The 17,482-nt window shown below is 43.1% G+C and carries 14 protein-coding genes and 1 pseudogene; 5 read left to right on the top strand and 10 right to left on the bottom strand.

Translation table 11 applies throughout. The annotated features are described in order from the left end of the window. The 3 genes from K5Q92_RS15355 to K5Q92_RS15345 are packed head-to-tail and all read right to left on the bottom strand — an operon-like array spanning position 1 to position 1,447. Positions 1 to 582 carry a hypothetical protein gene (locus tag K5Q92_RS15355; protein ID WP_069541871.1) on the bottom strand — a complete coding sequence of 194 codons (582 nt, stop codon included), beginning with the start codon at positions 580 to 582 and terminating at the stop codon, positions 1 to 3. Between the two features lie 25 nt (positions 583 to 607). Then, entirely contained in the window at positions 608 to 1,150 is a 543-nt protein-coding gene (locus tag K5Q92_RS15350; protein ID WP_014386837.1) for a transglycosylase SLT domain-containing protein, read from the bottom strand. A 45-nt stretch (positions 1,151 to 1,195) separates the two neighbouring features. Next, the gene (locus K5Q92_RS15345; protein ID WP_046224268.1) at positions 1,196 to 1,447 is read right to left on the bottom strand and encodes a helix-turn-helix domain-containing protein; all 252 of its coding nucleotides are present in this window, start codon (positions 1,445 to 1,447) and stop codon (positions 1,196 to 1,198) included. 708 nt (positions 1,448 to 2,155) lie between these two features. Here K5Q92_RS15345 and K5Q92_RS15340 point away from each other — a divergent pair. Then, entirely contained in the window at positions 2,156 to 2,542 is a 387-nt protein-coding gene (locus tag K5Q92_RS15340; protein ID WP_109320325.1) for a hypothetical protein, read from the top strand. Between the two features lie 50 nt (positions 2,543 to 2,592). On the opposite strand, the gene K5Q92_RS15335 is transcribed toward K5Q92_RS15340, so the two are convergent. The 6 genes from K5Q92_RS15335 to K5Q92_RS15310 form a co-directional block, all read right to left on the bottom strand. Then, complete coding sequence (locus K5Q92_RS15335; protein WP_014386834.1) at positions 2,593 to 6,234, bottom strand: conjugal transfer protein TraG N-terminal domain-containing protein; 3,642 nt, start codon at positions 6,232 to 6,234, stop codon at positions 2,593 to 2,595. A 6-nt stretch (positions 6,235 to 6,240) separates the two neighbouring features. Next, the gene (locus tag K5Q92_RS15330; RefSeq protein WP_014386833.1) at positions 6,241 to 7,680 is read right to left on the bottom strand and encodes a conjugal transfer protein TraH; all 1,440 of its coding nucleotides are present in this window, start codon (positions 7,678 to 7,680) and stop codon (positions 6,241 to 6,243) included. A 1-nt stretch (position 7,681) separates the two neighbouring features. Continuing rightward, positions 7,682 to 8,686, bottom strand: coding sequence for a conjugal transfer protein TraF (traF, locus tag K5Q92_RS15325; RefSeq protein ID WP_220769851.1), 1,005 nt, complete (start codon positions 8,684 to 8,686; stop codon positions 7,682 to 7,684). Positions 8,687 to 8,805: 119 nt separating this feature from the next. Then, positions 8,806 to 10,320: a UvrD-helicase domain-containing protein gene (locus K5Q92_RS15320; RefSeq protein WP_014386831.1), complete on the bottom strand. Its 1,515-nt coding sequence runs from the start codon at positions 10,318 to 10,320 to the stop codon at positions 8,806 to 8,808. A 56-nt stretch (positions 10,321 to 10,376) separates the two neighbouring features. Further along, positions 10,377 to 10,928 carry a DUF1566 domain-containing protein gene (locus K5Q92_RS15315; protein WP_014386830.1) on the bottom strand — a complete coding sequence of 184 codons (552 nt, stop codon included), beginning with the start codon at positions 10,926 to 10,928 and terminating at the stop codon, positions 10,377 to 10,379. Further along, positions 10,928 to 12,565 (bottom strand): DUF1566 domain-containing protein, encoded by a 1,638-nt coding sequence (locus tag K5Q92_RS15310; protein ID WP_046224259.1) that lies wholly within the window; start codon positions 12,563 to 12,565, stop codon positions 10,928 to 10,930. The genes K5Q92_RS15315 and K5Q92_RS15310 overlap by 1 nt, the downstream gene beginning before the upstream one ends. A gap of 350 nt (positions 12,566 to 12,915) precedes the next feature. On the opposite strand from K5Q92_RS15310, the gene K5Q92_RS15305 reads away from it, so the two are divergent. Together K5Q92_RS15305 and K5Q92_RS15300 are read left to right on the top strand one after the other, a co-directional pair. Beyond that, entirely contained in the window at positions 12,916 to 13,731 is an 816-nt protein-coding gene (locus K5Q92_RS15305) for a hypothetical protein (protein WP_032073040.1), read from the top strand. Between the two features lie 385 nt (positions 13,732 to 14,116). After that, the gene (locus tag K5Q92_RS15300) at positions 14,117 to 15,199 is read left to right on the top strand and encodes a hypothetical protein (protein ID WP_032073039.1); all 1,083 of its coding nucleotides are present in this window, start codon (positions 14,117 to 14,119) and stop codon (positions 15,197 to 15,199) included. 67 nt (positions 15,200 to 15,266) lie between these two features. Here K5Q92_RS15300 and K5Q92_RS15295 read toward each other — a convergent pair whose 3' ends face one another. After that, positions 15,267 to 16,160, bottom strand: coding sequence for a DNA replication terminus site-binding protein (locus K5Q92_RS15295; protein WP_046225205.1), 894 nt, complete (start codon positions 16,158 to 16,160; stop codon positions 15,267 to 15,269). Positions 16,161 to 16,501: 341 nt separating this feature from the next. Here K5Q92_RS15295 and K5Q92_RS15290 point away from each other — a divergent pair, with 341 nt between their 5' ends. Together K5Q92_RS15290 and K5Q92_RS15285 are read left to right on the top strand one after the other, a co-directional pair. Beyond that, positions 16,502 to 17,149 carry a hypothetical protein gene (locus tag K5Q92_RS15290; RefSeq protein ID WP_014386820.1) on the top strand — a complete coding sequence of 216 codons (648 nt, stop codon included), beginning with the start codon at positions 16,502 to 16,504 and terminating at the stop codon, positions 17,147 to 17,149. Between the two features lie 110 nt (positions 17,150 to 17,259). Then, positions 17,260 to 17,482, top strand: a pseudogene (locus tag K5Q92_RS15285) (IS4 family transposase); the annotation flags it as partial.

Genomic DNA, 17,482 nt, shown 5'->3' with positions numbered 1-17,482 from the left:
TTACAACTCATTGCCGCCTCCCGTTGTAGTTATAGATTGTTGATGCTTCTTTAAAATGAGGTGTGTAACCCTTTGTTCGTCACTGTCCAGAATTTCTCTCACCAGCTCAGGTGAAAACCTGATCGAAAATGGCATGTCCTGGCTACATGCTAAGTTTCTTAGTTGATTATCAGAGGCTTGAGATACGATTTTTGTAAGGTTGACTGAGACCCCGAAAGTTTGCGCTGCAATATTAATGTCTTGCTGTGACACTTTTCCCATAAGCAGCCAATATGCAGCCCCAAATCCAGAGTCAGAAGAAGGCGTCAAACAAATTTGATCGAAGGATTGCTCCAAGTGTGAGATATAGATTTTTTCTGGCGAGGAAAGCTTAAAAGAAAGGATTACACCTGATGATAAGAGCTCTAATTGATGCTTTGTAGCATCCGCAAGTGCTTCCACTGTTTCCAGTGGAAGAGAAAATTGCTCCGAGACTTCTCGTGGGTGGATTTCTGCTAGGTGCTTCAACAATGTCCATAAAGACAGATCAAATTCGTAAACATTTCTATCAGCCTGGGATTCACTAAGAGAGGCAATATTCATATTGTAAGAACATGAGTAGTCCATCCTAAATGCCCTCAGTATCCAAGTTTCTATAAATGGCAAGGATTCGACTGCCGTAATTTCTTGCTCTAGCTTCATCAGACCAGGTGTAATAACGACCGATGCCTAGCTCCAAATCTCCAGGAGCGGACGAAATGCACTGGGCTAAGTAACCAGCTCCGACGTCAACGTTTTTAGCAGGGTCCAAGAGCTCATCTGGAGAACTTACTTTATCTCCATGCCAACGCAGATTGATTTGCATCATACCTACGTCAACATTTCTTCCGTGCTGAGCGAGAAGTGCATCGAGTTTTAACTTGGCTGATTCGAGAGAGGTCTCGTAATGAGGACCACCTTTGAGTGTCCTTAATGCCCAAGGCCAAGGGCTAATGTTTCCATCACCTCGACCTGTAGCTGACTCAGCCAACGCAACAGAGTACAAAAGCTTCGCTTCTACACCGTGTTTTATTGCTGCCTTTTCGAATACTGTACCAGTTAAGTCAATCGCGTTTGCTACGCTAGACATCCCGAGCAACGTAATTGCTATAAACTTCTTGACCCTTGCCATATATGAAAACCCTTATTTTCCTAGCCAGTCCTTCGGGGTGATCCCTTAAACTTTCAATTTTTCTTTTGGTAATCCGTCTTCGTATCTTTCCGGCCATATCTCAGTAGGCTTTTTGTTTAACGCTTGTGCGATAACGTACTCCCAGCGCGGGGACGGTTCGTACAAAGTGTTAGAAAGTACTTGTCGAGATGTTTTGTGCTCCCTTGCCAGGGATGCCAGGGATTTCCCTTGTATCTTTAATTGATACTTTATCCAACTGCGTTTCTGTTCTTCGTTTTGGGGAATTTCGCTATTCAAATACATCCTTTGTCTCTCTATTACCAAACTCTTTTTAAAGTTGCTTTCTTGTCGTTTGTTGACATTTCTTGACGTATTATGACCTTATTTATAGGATCATAAAGTGAGCCTATCAACAGAAAAAAACTTTAAAAATAGTTTTATCTTGCGTGGTAACGTTTTTTGCAGTAAGCGAATTGAAATTTGAAGTTTAATTTTTATGCAGGTGCTTTTGACCTGCTAGAATTTTATGCCCAGTTGGGTTGGAGTCATGGGCTATAGGCGTACCATTCGGGGGAGTGGTACGAAGAGGCAGAGTACCAAAAAGGAATGTACTCTACGTGTGTGTAGTAAGCTAAATAAGGTTTAGGAACCGAGCGGGCGCTGGTTCCTAATAAATTCACAACTAACCCTAAGGGTGATTCTTATTAATACTCTGACTTGCAGATGGGATCAGATGCAATTGCAACCATTACATTTGACCGAATAGGGTGCATTTTAACCACTAATAAAATTATAATCAACTGATTTCACAAATGGTTCTTTATTATATTTAGCGTATTCATCACATTTTTGCTGAGTGAAAGTCACATTTTTCATATTTTTCTATATGAAGATGGCGTTATAGGCACTTTCACATGTGAAAGTGAGTAGTAGAAGACGGATTCATGGTTGCATTATTTGATTCTGTGTTATATTGGTATTATGAAATTCGTTGAGGGTAAGAGCATGAAGCATGTCATTAATATTATCGGTTTGTTTCTGTTGCTGCTGGGGTTTGTTATGGCAGCGGATACTGCTTGGGGATGGGCTTTGATGTCTGTTCCTGTAATGTACTGGACGTTGGGGTTTGTGTTATTGGTTCATAAAAGTCCATTTGCAGCGATTGTTTTCTGGTCTGCTGTCGCATACATACAGTGGCAAGTAGCATTGGTAGCAATGATGGCTTTTATTCTTTTCGTTGGGATGCGCGCTGTTTATTCTGGTGGTGTTAATAAAATAGGAACTGGGAGATGCGCAAAGAAAAAACGACACAATCCCGCTACAGGTTTGCCAATGATGGGCCACAAAGGTATGGATGTAGATTCAAATGGTAATCCTTTTAATACCTTCTAAATAAAAAGGAGCACTTGGTGCTCCTTTTGGATTCGGGTGAAAGGGAAGAATTAATCGAATTGCTGATTTGCAATGTTGTAGCCACGAACGGCAGTAAGATAACTTCCTGATCTATCTCCAGCGTCACCTGCATTTTGTAAAACATTCACAAGTTGGTCTGTAAACTCTTGGTTTTGTTGAGATAAAACAGGGCTGCCATCTTCATTCATCATTACTGAACCATTAGCATCAGTTTCAGCATACTGCATTTTTAAGTTGTTAACAGCTTGACTCATTCTATCTTGGTTAGTATCAAAAGATTCAGCATAAACAGCCGCTTGTTCGTTTGTTAAACCGTATCTCGATGTCCCGAGCTCAGCCATAGTTTGCTTGAATTCATCTCCATATTGTTCCATGAAATTAGCTGCTGCACTACCGCCAGCTTCCGCTGCCGACGCTGCCGCTGCTGCGTAGAATGCCCCTCGTTGTTCTAAGCTCATTCCTTTAGCTGCTTCTGAGAGATCCGACTCTCCCGTTAACCACTCTTTGGCTGCGTTGTAACCGCTAGCTGCTGCGCCAATAACATTACGACCTAATTTTGCCGCTGCAACTGCCATTTCTCCGCCAAAGCCGTACTCTTCGGATATATAGTCGTCACCACGTTGAGTCGCTTCGATAAACTGGTCCCTTTGTTCTGGTGTCATGGTTCGCAACTGATCCATTGCATTTGAAAAATCGCTCGCTGTCGCCTGTCCACCAGCTACTGCTGCACCACCAACTTGCTCAGCTCTTCGAGCCAACCAGTCTCCAGTATTGTCTACTGCCCCCCAAGTGGAAGCGCTCCATGACATATCCGGCAAAGCATTGAGCATATTATTTCTTGCTTTTTGCTCTTCTGGGCTAGAAACAGCTCGGTTAGTCTGATTTGCAAGATTGCCTAATTGTTGGAGGTTTGCATCATGTTCGCCAGTTACCGGAGTAACAGGAGGTGTTGGTGGCGTTTCTGTTACCGGAGCTGTGCCAGACGTACTGATTGTGTTCTCCCTAAAATTGGAAGGTAAAACAGGACCGCTTCCAACGTTGCTGCCAACTGTCTGCCCTAAATTCTCTGGCACAGTCGGAGGAGTGAGGCCGCTGTACTGTAGAGGGTCGCTTTCAAATCCGCTATTTCTCCCGGTAGCTAAGTTGATTGCACTAACAGCAGCTTGGAAGCCTCCAACTTGTTGCCCTGGCTGATAGTTGTTGGTATTTGTCATAGCTGTCAGTCTAGCTGCCGCTTTAGCTACACCTGGGTCCATGCCATAACCACGATATCTTTGTTCGAGATTTGCCGCTTCTTTTCGAACTGAGTCCGGTGCATTTTGATAATGTTGGTTGAGGTAATCCATTGCTTCTGGCGAGCGAGCGACTTCGCCACCCAATGTTTTAAAGTCGCTATTTGTCATCGAGCCCATAGAGTTTTGCAATTGATCCATTGTTGTATATGCATTAGTGGCAGAAACAAGCTCTTGTGCAGACTTAGATAGATTTTGAGATAAATTATCACCCCATGACTGTTTAAAGGATTCGCCACCTTGTCTATTAATGCCATGAGCTAATTGATTGGTAAGTGCCTGAGAATCAGTCTTCCCCCATGAAACATTTTTCATGAATTGCGATACATCACTGGCAGACCATGTTGACGTATCTGTTGCAGACGATTCCGTTTTTCCCTGGGCTTGAGCAGTTAGACCTACAATATCACCACCACCGCCTTTGGCTCCATCCTCTTGAGAAGGTATAGTTGCCAAACCAGTTCCTTTGGAGGGACCTTTAACTGCATTTTTTACTGCTGCACGAGCGGTGCCCATCAGTGGCATTACCATTGCCGCAGCTTCTTTTACATCTAAAGAGCCTGTAGCCTGCATTGCGAACGCGCCTTTTACAGCATCGGCATGTTGATCATCAACTTGAAACTTATCCATGAAGCTTTTAGCTTGTTGATTAACCAACTGGCTTTGTTGAGTGTTTTGTGAACCGATTGTTCGGCCAATGCTAGAAAGACGGGAGTATGCTTGGTCTTGTGATACGCCATGAGAAAAACCTCGGCCAAGGGTGTCTGAGAATGCTTCTGACTTCTGGCTTTGTACTGCCCTTGCTGAGCTAACCCCGCTTCCAATAGATGAGCCAAGAGAAAATGAACTGATCATGCTTTCCGCTCCTGTTGCCATCGTCCCACTAAATTGGTTGTGGTTATATGCAGGTTGACTGTTCATTACTGGGCCTTGATTCAAAGCGTCAGGCGACTGAATTTTCTCATTGACATGATCAGAACCGTTAACCCTGTTAGCTAGACTGGTAAATGCGTATGTTGATCCTGTCACTATGAATAGTGAAATAATAGGAGTGGCTGCTGCTAACATTCCCCCCGTAGCGATCCAGTTCTGTAGAATGTCTCCTGTTGAGGATAATGCATACATTGAGTTTAAGCCTGGTGTAGACAGGCTTGCCATTTCATTAGTCGCTGCTGTATGAATGAATAGGTTTGTTATAGATAGAACTGGCATCCATAGCTGTATCCAGAGAACCGTTTGGAAGTATTTTCCTGCCAACGTCATTCCCATTGAACCCATAACGATGATAAAGCCCATTATAGGAGTTATCGCGTAAACAAAACCTTCAAAGAACGTTAACATCGGTCTGACGACTGACATGAACATAGATTGCTCTGCTGCCCATTGAGTGTTTCGCTGTTGAATCGCTTGGTTAATCATCAATGCAGAACCATAGTCTTGAAGGTCCTGGTATCGTCCGGCAGCTGCTTCATAATACAAAGGCTCTAGTAGAGCGACTTTTGTATATTCTACTGCTGAGGTGGAAATTGCTCCTACTGCTTGTAATGAGTCAGCTATCTTTGTTAGAGCATTTACACCTGTATAGGTAGGATCTACACCAAGTAGATTGTTTAAAGCGTTATTTACATTGGACCCACTTAGGTTATTTAATGCCCCAACAATGCCAACCCCCTCAGCTGTAGACCATGCCTCACTACAAGTAAAATCACCACCATCGGGATTCGACGCGTTTAGATATACACGCGTTCCGTATAGTGAAGAATTGAATTGTAAGGCTTGATCTAAAGGGAGTGTTAGAAGCTCATCTAAGCTCATCAGGTTGAGATCTACTTTTGTTAGCGTACATTCTCTAATGTAATTAGAAACTGAGCGACGAACATCAACATAGCCACCACCTTGCTCTTGGTTTAGGGCTGTAAAAATAGCGCTATCGTACACACCGCGTCTTACATCATTCAGTAGCTTGAGTGTTTCAGAAAAGTGAGTTTCAGTAACATTGGGTACGATAATGCCGTAACCAGTCTCAAATAATTTTGTTAGGGTGTAGCCAACATTCGATATAACACCTCCGGCAAAGCCTATACCAATCGGCACGTTTGCCACAGGACGAACTTGCCCGGTGTAAGCATCTTCAATCTTGACTAATGAAGTCGGTACGAAGAAGCAGGCGTATAGTAGCCACCCCATAAAAATTTGCTGAATATTGATCTGTTTTGCCCCTTGGAAAACAGATTGAACGGTTATCATCACTACACCAATAAGCAACCCAACACTGACCATCTTGGTGAAGTCATTGGTCCCCGTGATCATGGCTACAGCAATTAATATCTGCTCAAGAAATGCTGAGTCGCCAATGGAGTAAATAGTAAATTCAGGCATGAAGTTTTACTCCTTTGTTCTTGGTGCTTTAGTTAGCGTCGATAACATATATTTTTGCTTTCGAACGTTATTTAGGAGGTTGTTGTACTTTTCGATTTGAGAAGAGAGATCTCCATATTGAGCTGTAAGAATTGAGTATTCGGCTCTCATGTTGGCTTGAGATTCACGTAATACTTCCAACGCTTGCTGTTTATAAGGACTATCACTGTTTGATATAGCAATAAATGCAGCTCTGAAAAGCTCATTAGTAAATGAATACATCATTGCTAGAGAAATCGCTCCAGACGACTCTGAGGCAAATAACATTGCAGAGTCTTTAGATAGAACAGAAAGATTTCGGATGATTGCACCTATACCAACAGGTAAGCTAGCTAAAAAGTTTTGCTCGCTAGTTGATAGTGTTCCAGCATTACTAGCAAACTTGAAAATAATACCTGTAGATGTACTTGAACCAATAAGCATATCTTCAATTTGGCTCTTTATGCCTGTGATGTTGACGGTTTTAACACCGCCACCAGTTGCCCCAGCGCTTAGGCAATTTTCAGTATCTGAACCACATGAGTATATTTCAACGTTACTACCAGTGATTAGATCTGAAATTTGGATTTTATTGCCAGGTAAAGTGGTGATTGGTGTCGTTTTTTCCGTAATACTTGCGTGTGAATCATTAACAATATCACCGATTATTACTGTTCCCGTCACAGACATTATGGCTTCTAGTAATGTGTTGTCTCCGTATGTGAACCATGCGTTTGCATTATTTTTCTTCAATTGCTTCCAGATGATATTACCAATCATTTTCTTGTACTCATCTGGGTTGTTTGATTTCAATTGTTCGAGTGGTGTAGAACCGCCTTGCTCTTGCTTAGATGAGAATACATCGTCAAACAGACCCGTTGTGGTAGCTGTAATGGAAGCGTCAGTTTTGTGTTTAACATCGAATGAAGAGGTAGCGTCATTTACGATACCTTGTGCAAGTTGACAAGAATTACCCAAATATTGGTTTAATTGTTGTATTTTCTTTTGGAAGTTTTCTATCCATTTTGCACCATCAGGAAAGACGTTATCCAATGCTAATTGGAATGCGTATCCCTTTGCATTTGCAGCTACCGAACGCAGCAAAGTGACGATTTGTTCTGCGTTAACAAAGCTCAATGAGCCCCCAAATAGGTCAACACCACCACAACCAGCTTTCCATGATGGAGGTGTGAATGACACTAGGTTTTCATTAAATATGCGTGTTTTCGTGGTGTATCGACCACCAGCCAGAACCCCTCGACGCTGTGTTTCAAATACACCTGGTTGAGTGACATTGCTCATTTCATTGAAAAGGGCGTCCATTTCAGACTTTAAGCCGTTAGCTGTAGATATACTCGGTACTGTCCACAGAACGGATGCTACGCAAATAGCGAGAGCTTTCTTCCGCAGCTTGTTCTTTCTGAACATCTTATTTCTCCTTAATTTTTTCGCGGATGAAGTCCATCAATTGTTCCGGCGGGATATAGTTCCCTTTATCATCCGTCATGATTTCTTCTAAGGAAGCCTCACCTGTTTTATCGGTAAGAATTTCCGCAATGTTGTTGTCGGTATTAACCAGTGCTCTTGTTTTGTTGAATTCGTCATCACTGATCCAACCTGCTCGGCGAGCAGTAACTAGAATTCGATTGGCTGTATCTGGAAGTGACATTACCCCTTGCCCAACAGGAGCAAAACTCCCATCTGGTGAAGCTAAGAATAAAGCTGGGTAGGTGACGACACCTAGCTGTTCGGCATGGCCGTTATCTACTTTGAACTCGGGGAAAATGTTTCCTGGGAAAGGGGTGCCGTCAGAAGATACTGCCACGACAGTAAATCCATATCCTTGCTCAAGCATTTTGACTATTGGAGCCTGTATTTCGCACATTTCGCAGTTTGGCTGGTAGAAGAAAAATAGACCCACACGACTTGCTACAGTCCCAAGTAATGTCTGCCTTTCCTTCCCAGCCTTACTATCTACTTGCTGAGATGCGAACGTGGCATAAGGTCTTCTGGACACTTCATCAAGATAAGGATCACCTAAAATAGCCAGTTCATATGCATCTTGCGCTTGTTCTGAACGATCCATTGCGAATCGCTGCATGTAAGCAAAAGCTTTAGCGTTCTCAATGGTTGGGTTATCCCACCAAGCATCTTTGTATTTAGGTAAGTTCTCTCTAAACCACGCAGCAGAAAAATATTCAGGTCCTTCACTCTGGGCCATCTGTTCTTGCTCAGGAGGTGGTGGGGGAGGTTGCACTGCTACTGGCTTAGGTTTAGGTACTTCTTTTTCTTCTGGCTCGACTTCATAGAAAAACCATCCTTCCGCCTTTCTATCGTAAAAGCCGGGCCTACTGTCTTCTGCTACGGAGATATTTGGCATTGAGGCTATCAATGCCAGCGCTAAAGTAGCTTTCTTTAAAGTCTTGTTGTTCATGTCACCACACATATTTTCCCATTCAGGCATATGGTAACGGGGGGGAGGATTAAGGAATGCATCTGAAACCTCCCATTTAGGGCAATTAGGGGAGGTTTTATTGTTGTATTTTTGGTCGATTAGGCTGTTTTTATGTGTTCTGACTGATTGTTAGTTGCTTCTTCCTGCTGAATCTTTTCAAGTTGACGCTTATGGGTGATGTACCTGATCACCATTTCCACTGAAGCGTTAAGCGCAAGTGCTCGCATGGCTCTCGTGCTTGCAACGTAAAGTAGATTGATCTCATCATCCCGTGCCTCAGGTTCTAGCTCGGGGTCCAAAACGTCAGGGAAGTCATCAAATAGTTGGACATAATCCCACTCCAGTCCCTTTGCTCTATGACTGGTAGACACAGTGACATTTGCAACCAATTCGTCTTTTACGGTGTTAAGGCGTAATATCGCAAGATGTTCAGGAAGATCTTCGTAGGCTTCGATAATTGCCATCGCTCTAAACATCTCGTTGTCTTGAGTCGCACGAGCTATCTCGGTGAACTCTTGATAGTCCTCATAATCATTAAGTATCTGCTTGTTTCTGACACGTTCTCTTTCTTCACGTGAGAACCAAAAGATATCTTCCAGATAGTCGATTTGGTAAGACTCTATACCACCAGCCCAGAAAACTTTATGTCCCGCACCTGTGTAGCCCAAAGCAGTTTGAATAACTCCCATTACCGTGCGGTGTAACACAGCATGATGCCCGATATTTTGAGGTAGCATCATAAGAACCTGATCTTTAGCTCCGCGCCCAATTACCGGCTTGGTCTCTCCTTTTAGTTCGAGAAGGGCATTAGCAACCATCGCTACATTAGGCCCAAATCGGAAACTATGTGTGAGGTAGAGTTGATCTGCGTTCGAGAAGCGGGGGTTATTCATCGCATCATTTGCACCTCTGAAACGATAGATTTGCTGGTGGACGTCTCCAACAAGAATAGTCCTTGAGCGCTGCCTAATTACAATGTCACTAGTTACTGGGTTAGCGTCCTGTGCTTCATCAAAGAGGATTACCTGGTATCTCAATGATAAATTGGGGTGAGATAATTGGTACAGCTTTAAGTATCCATCATGAACCATAGGGAAAGGATCTTGAGGTTCACACATCCTCTTCCAAATATCTTCTGCACTTTGAACGACTTCTATTACGTATCTCTCTTGCTTTGTTGTTAGTAGTAATCCAGTATCTGCTCTTTCGAAATGGTCATACAGAATTTGGTCATCTGCGCTGCACATAAATGCATTTAGCGTATCCAGGCAGTCTCTTGCAAGAGTCCAGTTTTTTGTGTTTAACGCTTGTGCTATATCGGTCAGGCGAATGTTTCCCACTAATTTGTGCGCAAACATACGTCCAACAGATGCGAATGCTAGTTGATGAGAGGTTTTGCACGTAACATTTCGGGGAAACTTTTCCGCAGCTTCATCTCTTATCGCTCGGTTGTACGCGATATACAGCATTCTTAGGCGAGGATTAGCAAGAGCATATTTGATGAGGGTTGTTGTCTTTCCCGTGCCAGCATAGGCCCTAACTATCAGTTGGTTTCCTTGATAGTTGGTGATTCGGGCTTGCTCTGGGGTATCAGGTGGTAATGTTTTGTTCATCGCGTGTACTTCACTATGGGAACGCCCCAGAATAAAATCCGGGGCTTACGATGGAATTAGTTGGACGTTTCTTTAAGGTCACGAACTAGCCGCAGATATATATTAGATTGTGCTAACGATGCGAACTCAGTTCCTTCATTGAAATCAATAACTCGCGCTTTCAACTGAGGGTTAACCTTGCTGTCAGGAGTGTTTGACCAATAAAGTACTTTTGGGGTGCTTTTGAATACCTCCAATCTGATCGCAGGAGCTGAGCATGACCTTTCGACAATGGAACCAAGCTCTTTAATGTTGGGTAGTCTCCAGTCAGAGTACCCTAGTAAATTGCTGCTGTTAGCGTCGTCCACAGCTAGTAACGCATCAGACCAAGTAGGAAATGATTTTAGAGTTCCAATGCAGTTATCGGCACTATATCTTTGTCCCATAGTGCAAGTGGTCCACATCAAGCCTGTTGCGGCGTCAGTAACTGTGCCGTCTTTATGTACTGTAAATTGCTCTATATTGGTGGTGGGAGCGATAATATCTGACTTACAAGTCTGTGCGTAAGTTTGAGTTGATATCCCTACAAGACAAAGAATGCTTGCCGCAACGGTTAGTTTGGACTTCATCACTGTTTCCCTCCTCTTGCTAAACGAATGCTCGCCGAGTTGCTTTGTTTATGACACAACTTAGCTTGTCCATTGCTTGAGTCCATGCACCATGCTGTACCTTCACCATTTGAACTCGGGGTTCCAGACCAAATCGGTGCGCCACCTTCGTAGTTATAGAAATAGTCGGTATCGAGCAGTGTTTGACTGTTTTCATAATTGGCAATAGAACGTAGCTCTTCAATGGAAGGTAATCGCCAATCTTTATAGCCACAAACGGCTAGCTCGTTGGCCGCACGAATGTAGTCATCGGTACTACATGATGTGACTTTTACATAGCCAGCGTTATCTGTCGTAGGGAACGCGCATTGTGCCTTATCGTGAACAGGAGCATTACGGTTTTGGAATTCTAGTGAAGCGCCACCAGCACTGCCACCGTCATTAGTTCTATCTTTGCTGTACCAGGTGTATAGGTAGTTTTTAGCTTGCCAGTTTTGATGCCAGTGATAATAAGGGTAAGGAACATAATCCTTTGAGCTTGGGTTTCTGCTGGCACGCCAAGCATCATTTACTAGGGCTTTGAATTCTGCTTCCGAAAGTGAAGATGGAATATCAGTAATTGCATCACCTTTGTTTTCCCAGACGATCCCTGTTCGGTTATCCAAGACACATGACCATGCCGTCGCTGTATGAGGAAGGTGGTTTCCGGAAACGTCTAATTTTGTAAAAGAGAAACCTGCATAACCATCTAAGTAGTTTGGTGAGTCAGTATCAGCGCCAAATTCAGCATCTTGCCCAGGAAGATCATTAGGTGCGCCTTGGGCATCGAAGTCATTCCCATTTACATATCTGGTGACGCCAGTATCGTTTAACACTAAGTCTCCAAGGATAATAACACTGGTCTCAAACTGTTTGCTGAGTGTGGCATTGTTAGCCTCGGTAAGTTTAATTTTTATTGTTTCACCGCCTTCGGGAACGTCATCTTGAACAATATTTAACTCAAGAAACTGCTCAGTAGTTCCAGCCGGGAAAACAATAGTGCTGTCACTGATGACACTATAATCTTGGCCGTTAATAGCTAATCCACTGAGTTCGTAACTGACGCTTACATCTTTTCCTGATGAAGTGTTTAGTTGTAGCGGAATTTTAACGCGACCACTTCCTTCTGATGTGGTTCTGATTTCTGAGGTAAATGATATTTCTGGAGAGGAGTCATCATTGGTGATTGTTACGGTAGCAGTATCTCTCTCTATGCTGGAGGCACCAGAAACATCGAAAATTTGAACGGAGAATGTTTCATCATATTCATCCTTTACATCACCAATGATAGGGATGATCAAATCAACCCGAGTAACGCCATCTTGAAGCTCAAATTCTCCAACAGTTTCCAGGTAATCTTGATCTGATAATGCAGTTCCAGGGGTAGTTCGGTATTTACCTTTAATTACACCATCTTTACCACCGCTACGAGTAACACGCACTTTGGCATCACTGTTACCTGAATTTCCTTCTTTTATCGAGATGTTATCAATTTTAATAGAGCCAGATTTTGTTCCTGGGTTGGTGTTTGTATTGGAACTACTTCCTCCATCTTCTCCACCGGAACCACATCCGCTTAATGCTGCAATCAAAGCAATTGCCAATGCTGAACGTTTCATTAATGTATTGCCCTCTTTAATTAGACCTGTTTGAGGTTTCCAGTCTAATAGGGTAGGTGCATAGATTATGACTCTGTATCAGCCCATTTTGGGCAAATACGTCGCAAAGGTTAGAGACTTCGTGTAATGGTCCATTTTGGGCAGTTTGGGAGTGGAAAAATGGAGTAACGAAAAGGAAAATCTAATCGTCAATTTGGTTTCGCGCTGAAAGATGCTCAAATCTCTGACCAGTCCTTCGACTAGACCGCCCTGTGAAAAAGGTGTTTTTATCTAAACCAATATGTTTCGTGTAAACCGGAGCGATGTTAGGTAATCAGGGCATCCTATAAACTCGCTCTATTGGAGTTGACATGAAAAACCTATCTAATGACGTAACTTTTGCCTCTAAAGAGGCTGCAAATTCATTTGCTGATAACCTTTCCTCAGTTTTGAAACAAGACCATAGCATCTCGCTCAAACCAATAAAACTGCTTCACGCCACGGCTAAATGTCTCGGGTATAAAAACTGGAATCACTGGTGTGGCTCTGCATTTAGCTCCAAATCTGATCTCATGTATTTATCAGGTGATAATGGGGATGATGAATTCTTTGTTTCTCATGAGGAGCGCACTCCAATTCAGTTCTTAGATGCGTCTTGTATTGATGAAGTTAGAGCTAACGATAGCGAAATAGCTTATTTATGTGGTAGTAAGGTGCTGTCTACACTAGAAAAAGCTATCGAGCATATGAGGCCGGATGACGAGTACGACTTCCATATCGAAAACTATGGAGGTGTGATCCATTCATTTGTTGTTGCCAAGCGTTTTATGATGACTCACGAAGAGATCGCGGAGCGAGCAAAGTTATCCATTTTATCGCAATTAAAGCGTGAACCTGATTCTTATGAACTGAAAAAACAATCTCAGCTTGATTATTTTGGGGTCTATGATAACCCTCGTCTTAATACACTTTACTACCGTCTCGATAATGCCATTGGTGCTTTTTTTAATGAGGAACTGGAGCACAGCATTGGCTTTCACTATTTTTCTCCCGTGGAGCAATTCGCTTACTTTGATAGTGAAGGCAATCATAAGGTAATGGATCGAGATGAGCTTATGGAATTTTTAAGTTCTATTGAAGGAAACATCCCTGTATTGGCTGGTGTTTACAGACCTCTCTTTGGATAGGCTCCACTATCAAATTGCGTAATTACCAACCATCCGGAAATTCCGGATGGTTGGATTTTGAACAGATGGATTTTGGTTCCCTCATCTATGAGGGAACCAAATTTATGTGTGTGAATGTATCAGTTCTCTGCCTGATTGCCCTCAACGGGCAGTTCTACAGTGTGTCATTTGATATGTACTTGCTATCATTCTGGGGTCATTACGATTTCGCGCTGAAATATGCTCAAGTCCTTGACCAGTCTTTTGACTAGACCGCCCTGTGAAACAGGTGATTTTATCTTTGCAAATGTCTAACCGTGTTAATGCAGATTCATTTAACTGGGGGCTTGGCAGGTAATCAGGGCAACCTTTCATAGATACCCCGTTAATTTGGAGTTGCTTTAATATGAAAACTACCACGATATCGTTTGGCTCGAAATCAAACGCTGAATATCTCGCAAGAAAACTGTCATCAACATTGAAAGATGATTTTAATGTTTCGCTGAAACCAATCAAACTCCTTCATGCACTAGCTAAGGCTCAGGGTTATAAAAATTGGAACCACTGGGCTGGGGCTGGGCTTTCTGAAAATACAGATCAAGCTTTAACTGAGCGACCACCTATCGCTTATGACTTAGATCTTCCTGTGCCTTTTTTAAAACGAGCTCCGGTTGATGCGAATCCTGACGCGGCAACATCCTATATAGTTGAAATATTGGATATTAATCTTTTTGACTCAGTACGAGTTATGTCAAACGAATTATCCGCCGAGCTTTGTGAGAGGAGAAGAAAAGCATACTCGGAAAACCCCAGCATCACAGCAGGTTCAATGACTGTGTACACAGTGGTTATAACAGGCAAACGCTACACTAATGGACGCGGAGGTTATTGGTACTATGACCCTGAGGTTAAGTATTTTCACCTTCCAAAGGATTCTGATTCAGGTACTTTTGTCACTGAAAAATATTTGAATGAATTGAGGAGCGTTCAGTCCAATACAGTTGTCGAAATGATGCCGCCTGAATACGATGGTTTAGGTCATGCTGTTATTTGCGACAAGTGTGGTTTGAATTACGTGCCAAACTTGGCTGAGGATAGAGTTCTACATCATCAGTTCTGTACTCTATTGTCTTCTGCTAGTGAGTATTTCGGGAGACCTTTGTTTACTTATGAAATGTTTGAAAAGGCCAAATCCGTTCAATTGAACGATCCTAATCCAACTATCGCTGACCAAGCTGCTTTATATAAAAACAAATTGTGGGGATATTTTTCTCGCTCAGTGCAAGCCTGGATGAGGCAACGTGATTTTAAGGAACATCCTCCCTTTTTTGTTTACTCACAAGCAATGATAGCTTCGGACTTGGATGATGGTCACGTGTCTCATGATGTAGCTCAGTATGTTGCTAAAGATATGGGAATTGAGCATCTTGAACAATCTCCAGCAATGCCAAGCGGCTCATCGTATTGGGCTATTGACGACAACATCTAACAATCCTTAAAAGCATCAGTTGTTCGGTTTAACCGAACAACTGATATCAATTTCTTCTGTCTTCGTTTTACGTTGAATCTTCTTTATTTAACTTTTTGGGAGCTATCTGCTCTATTTGTCGGCCAGCGAACGTGCCAAGGATAGTTGAGCTTTGTTTGTCCGAGCGTTGCTTTCTCTCCACTGCGGCCACAAACGAAGCGATCTGTCCAGCCTTGAAGGGTTCATCTTGTACCACGATGATCGGCAACGGAGCAGTCATGGTTTTCTGCCCAGAGAGTTTTACCACATTGGCCGCTGGCTGTACTTTAACATCCCGACGAATTCTCAGTGTCATATCAGGGGCGCTGGCGACTTTCTTGATGAGCTGGGTCAGGGGCAACTCGTTCTCAGGGTTGGCTCGCTCCAGTTCTTTGATCATTTGGCTTATTAGTACTGCTTTGTCCGGTTGGTGCAAAGCATCTTTTCTCTGCCAACTGAACTTCACTGATTTGACGTCCGCATCGACTAGGCAGTGGATTTGTCTGTAGAGATGTTTTGTCATGACGCCGGGGCAGTTGTCATGGATTGCCTTGAACCGTGCTTGCCGGGTTTCGTTTTCAGTGATCACCAACTCCTCGATGTCGGCCTTGCTTTGGTTGATGCTATGTACCAACTGAACAATCTCAGCGCTGTTGGGATTAGAGGGCAGCAGGTGGATCACGCCAACATAACGTCTGGCAGATTTCTGTGAGTAGGGGTGTTTGATGTGCAGATCCACGTAGCCTTCACCCGCCAGCTTCATAGCGGCCATGCCGGAATGGTGCTCGGGCATGATGAGTTTTATTACCTCATGCTCATTGCCTTTATGTACTGGAGGTATCCGGCTCACTATCGCCATGCTTGGCATAGTGCTCGTTAGTAGTTTGTTCAGACGAGACAGATTAAATGTCACGTCGTCAAAGAGCGTTTTTATCTGGCTCATCATTTATTCCTTGCGTTGTTCTGACGGATCATTGATTACATTTTAGCCGTTTTTAGACCATCATGCAAAGTGGGGTATAAGCCTCGGTCGTCGCTAACGCTCCTCCTTCGGCTTTGTTGAGCCGGGGCTCGCCCCCGAATTTAGAAAGAGAGAGATAAATAGAGAAAAAGAGAGAAAAAAAGAGAGGTCTAGCAAGGTGGTTAGGGGGGGGGTGTACTTTCAGTTTTCTCGGTGGTGGAGGGGATTGGAGCTGTATCCGGTATTGCATGATGGTCTAAATTGCTATGTTTATGGGATTATATTATGATACTGTGAGTTGAGTTAAACAGAGGGGAGAATGAATGTCGCAAGTGCATAGCGAAATCCGCAAGGCAGTTCAGGTAATAGAGGCGGCTAGATATCGTATGGGTGTTGCCGAGTTTGTTTATACATTTATCGACCACTGGGCATATCAGCAGACCGGGCTGTACCCTCCATCATCAAAAATGCCAAAAGAACTGGAACCTACGGCTATCGAATTATCGCATATCTTGAGTGCGGCCATGAGAAACTATCCTGGTATTGACGTTCTCGGCATGTTTTTCTCCGAGTGTGGTTACTACAAACAAGGACAAAACTTCTTTCCTACTCCACCAGAGCTGGGGCGTTTACTCGCAGCACTCGTAGGATCGCCTAGTGACCATCACAATCAAGAACTTTCTTTCTATGAGCCATGCTCCGGCACTGGAGCGATTGCGATGAAGTGGATAATGGAGAAGATTCATAACAACGGTAAAGAAACGTTGGAGCAAAGCGTTTTAGTGCTTGAAGATGTTGATCGTACTATGTGTAAGGCAGCGTTGATTCAGATTATTAATCTTCTAAGTAACCTTGAGGTGAAGGTTAAAAGGTTGAGTATTAATGCTGTTGATGTACTCAGCCGTGCGCCCAAAGGCTTAGTGTATATCCTTGAGCCTCAACCTTTAACCTATCTAGATAAAGCAGGTTAAGCACTGATGAATCCCCTAATGATTTTTATCAAAATCATTAAGTTAAGGTAGATACACATCTTGTCATATGATCAAATGGTTTCGCCAAAAATCAATAATCAGACAACAAAATGTGCGAACTCGATATTTTACACGACTCTCTTTACCAATTCTGCCCCGAATTACACTTAAAACGACTCAACAGCTTAACGTTGGCTTGCCACGCCTTACTTGACTGTAAAACTCTCACTCTTACCGAACTTGGCCGTAACCTGCCAACCAAAGCGAGAACAAAACATAACATCAAACGAATCGACCGATTGTTAGGTAATCGTCACCTCCACAAAGAGCGAC

This window comes from Shewanella sp. MBTL60-007 (genome assembly GCF_019654915.1).
In the GTDB taxonomy this organism is placed as follows: domain Bacteria; phylum Pseudomonadota; class Gammaproteobacteria; order Enterobacterales; family Shewanellaceae; genus Shewanella.
The sequence above is the reverse complement of the archived record's forward strand: the minus strand, read 5'-3'. Positions and strand labels throughout refer to the sequence as shown.

What these genes read in the sequence shown, in the direction of transcription:
- K5Q92_RS15355 (WP_069541871.1), bottom strand. Translation starts at nt 582, where the DNA reads ATGAATATTGCCTCTCTTAGTGAATCCCAGGCTGATAGAAATGTTTAC.
- K5Q92_RS15350 (WP_014386837.1), bottom strand. Translation starts at nt 1,150, where the DNA reads ATGGCAAGGGTCAAGAAGTTTATAGCAATTACGTTGCTCGGGATGTCT.
- K5Q92_RS15340 (WP_109320325.1), top strand. Translation starts at nt 2,156, where the DNA reads ATGAAGCATGTCATTAATATTATCGGTTTGTTTCTGTTGCTGCTGGGG.
- K5Q92_RS15335 (WP_014386834.1), bottom strand. Translation starts at nt 6,234, where the DNA reads ATGCCTGAATTTACTATTTACTCCATTGGCGACTCAGCATTTCTTGAG.
- K5Q92_RS15330 (WP_014386833.1), bottom strand. Translation starts at nt 7,680, where the DNA reads ATGTTCAGAAAGAACAAGCTGCGGAAGAAAGCTCTCGCTATTTGCGTA.
- traF (WP_220769851.1), bottom strand. Translation starts at nt 8,686, where the DNA reads ATGAACAACAAGACTTTAAAGAAAGCTACTTTAGCGCTGGCATTGATA.
- K5Q92_RS15320 (WP_014386831.1), bottom strand. Translation starts at nt 10,320, where the DNA reads ATGAACAAAACATTACCACCTGATACCCCAGAGCAAGCCCGAATCACC.
- K5Q92_RS15315 (WP_014386830.1), bottom strand. Translation starts at nt 10,928, where the DNA reads ATGAAGTCCAAACTAACCGTTGCGGCAAGCATTCTTTGTCTTGTAGGG.
- K5Q92_RS15310 (WP_046224259.1), bottom strand. Translation starts at nt 12,565, where the DNA reads ATGAAACGTTCAGCATTGGCAATTGCTTTGATTGCAGCATTAAGCGGA.
- K5Q92_RS15305 (WP_032073040.1), top strand. Translation starts at nt 12,916, where the DNA reads ATGAAAAACCTATCTAATGACGTAACTTTTGCCTCTAAAGAGGCTGCA.
- K5Q92_RS15300 (WP_032073039.1), top strand. Translation starts at nt 14,117, where the DNA reads ATGAAAACTACCACGATATCGTTTGGCTCGAAATCAAACGCTGAATAT.
- K5Q92_RS15295 (WP_046225205.1), bottom strand. Translation starts at nt 16,160, where the DNA reads ATGAGCCAGATAAAAACGCTCTTTGACGACGTGACATTTAATCTGTCT.
- K5Q92_RS15290 (WP_014386820.1), top strand. Translation starts at nt 16,502, where the DNA reads ATGTCGCAAGTGCATAGCGAAATCCGCAAGGCAGTTCAGGTAATAGAG.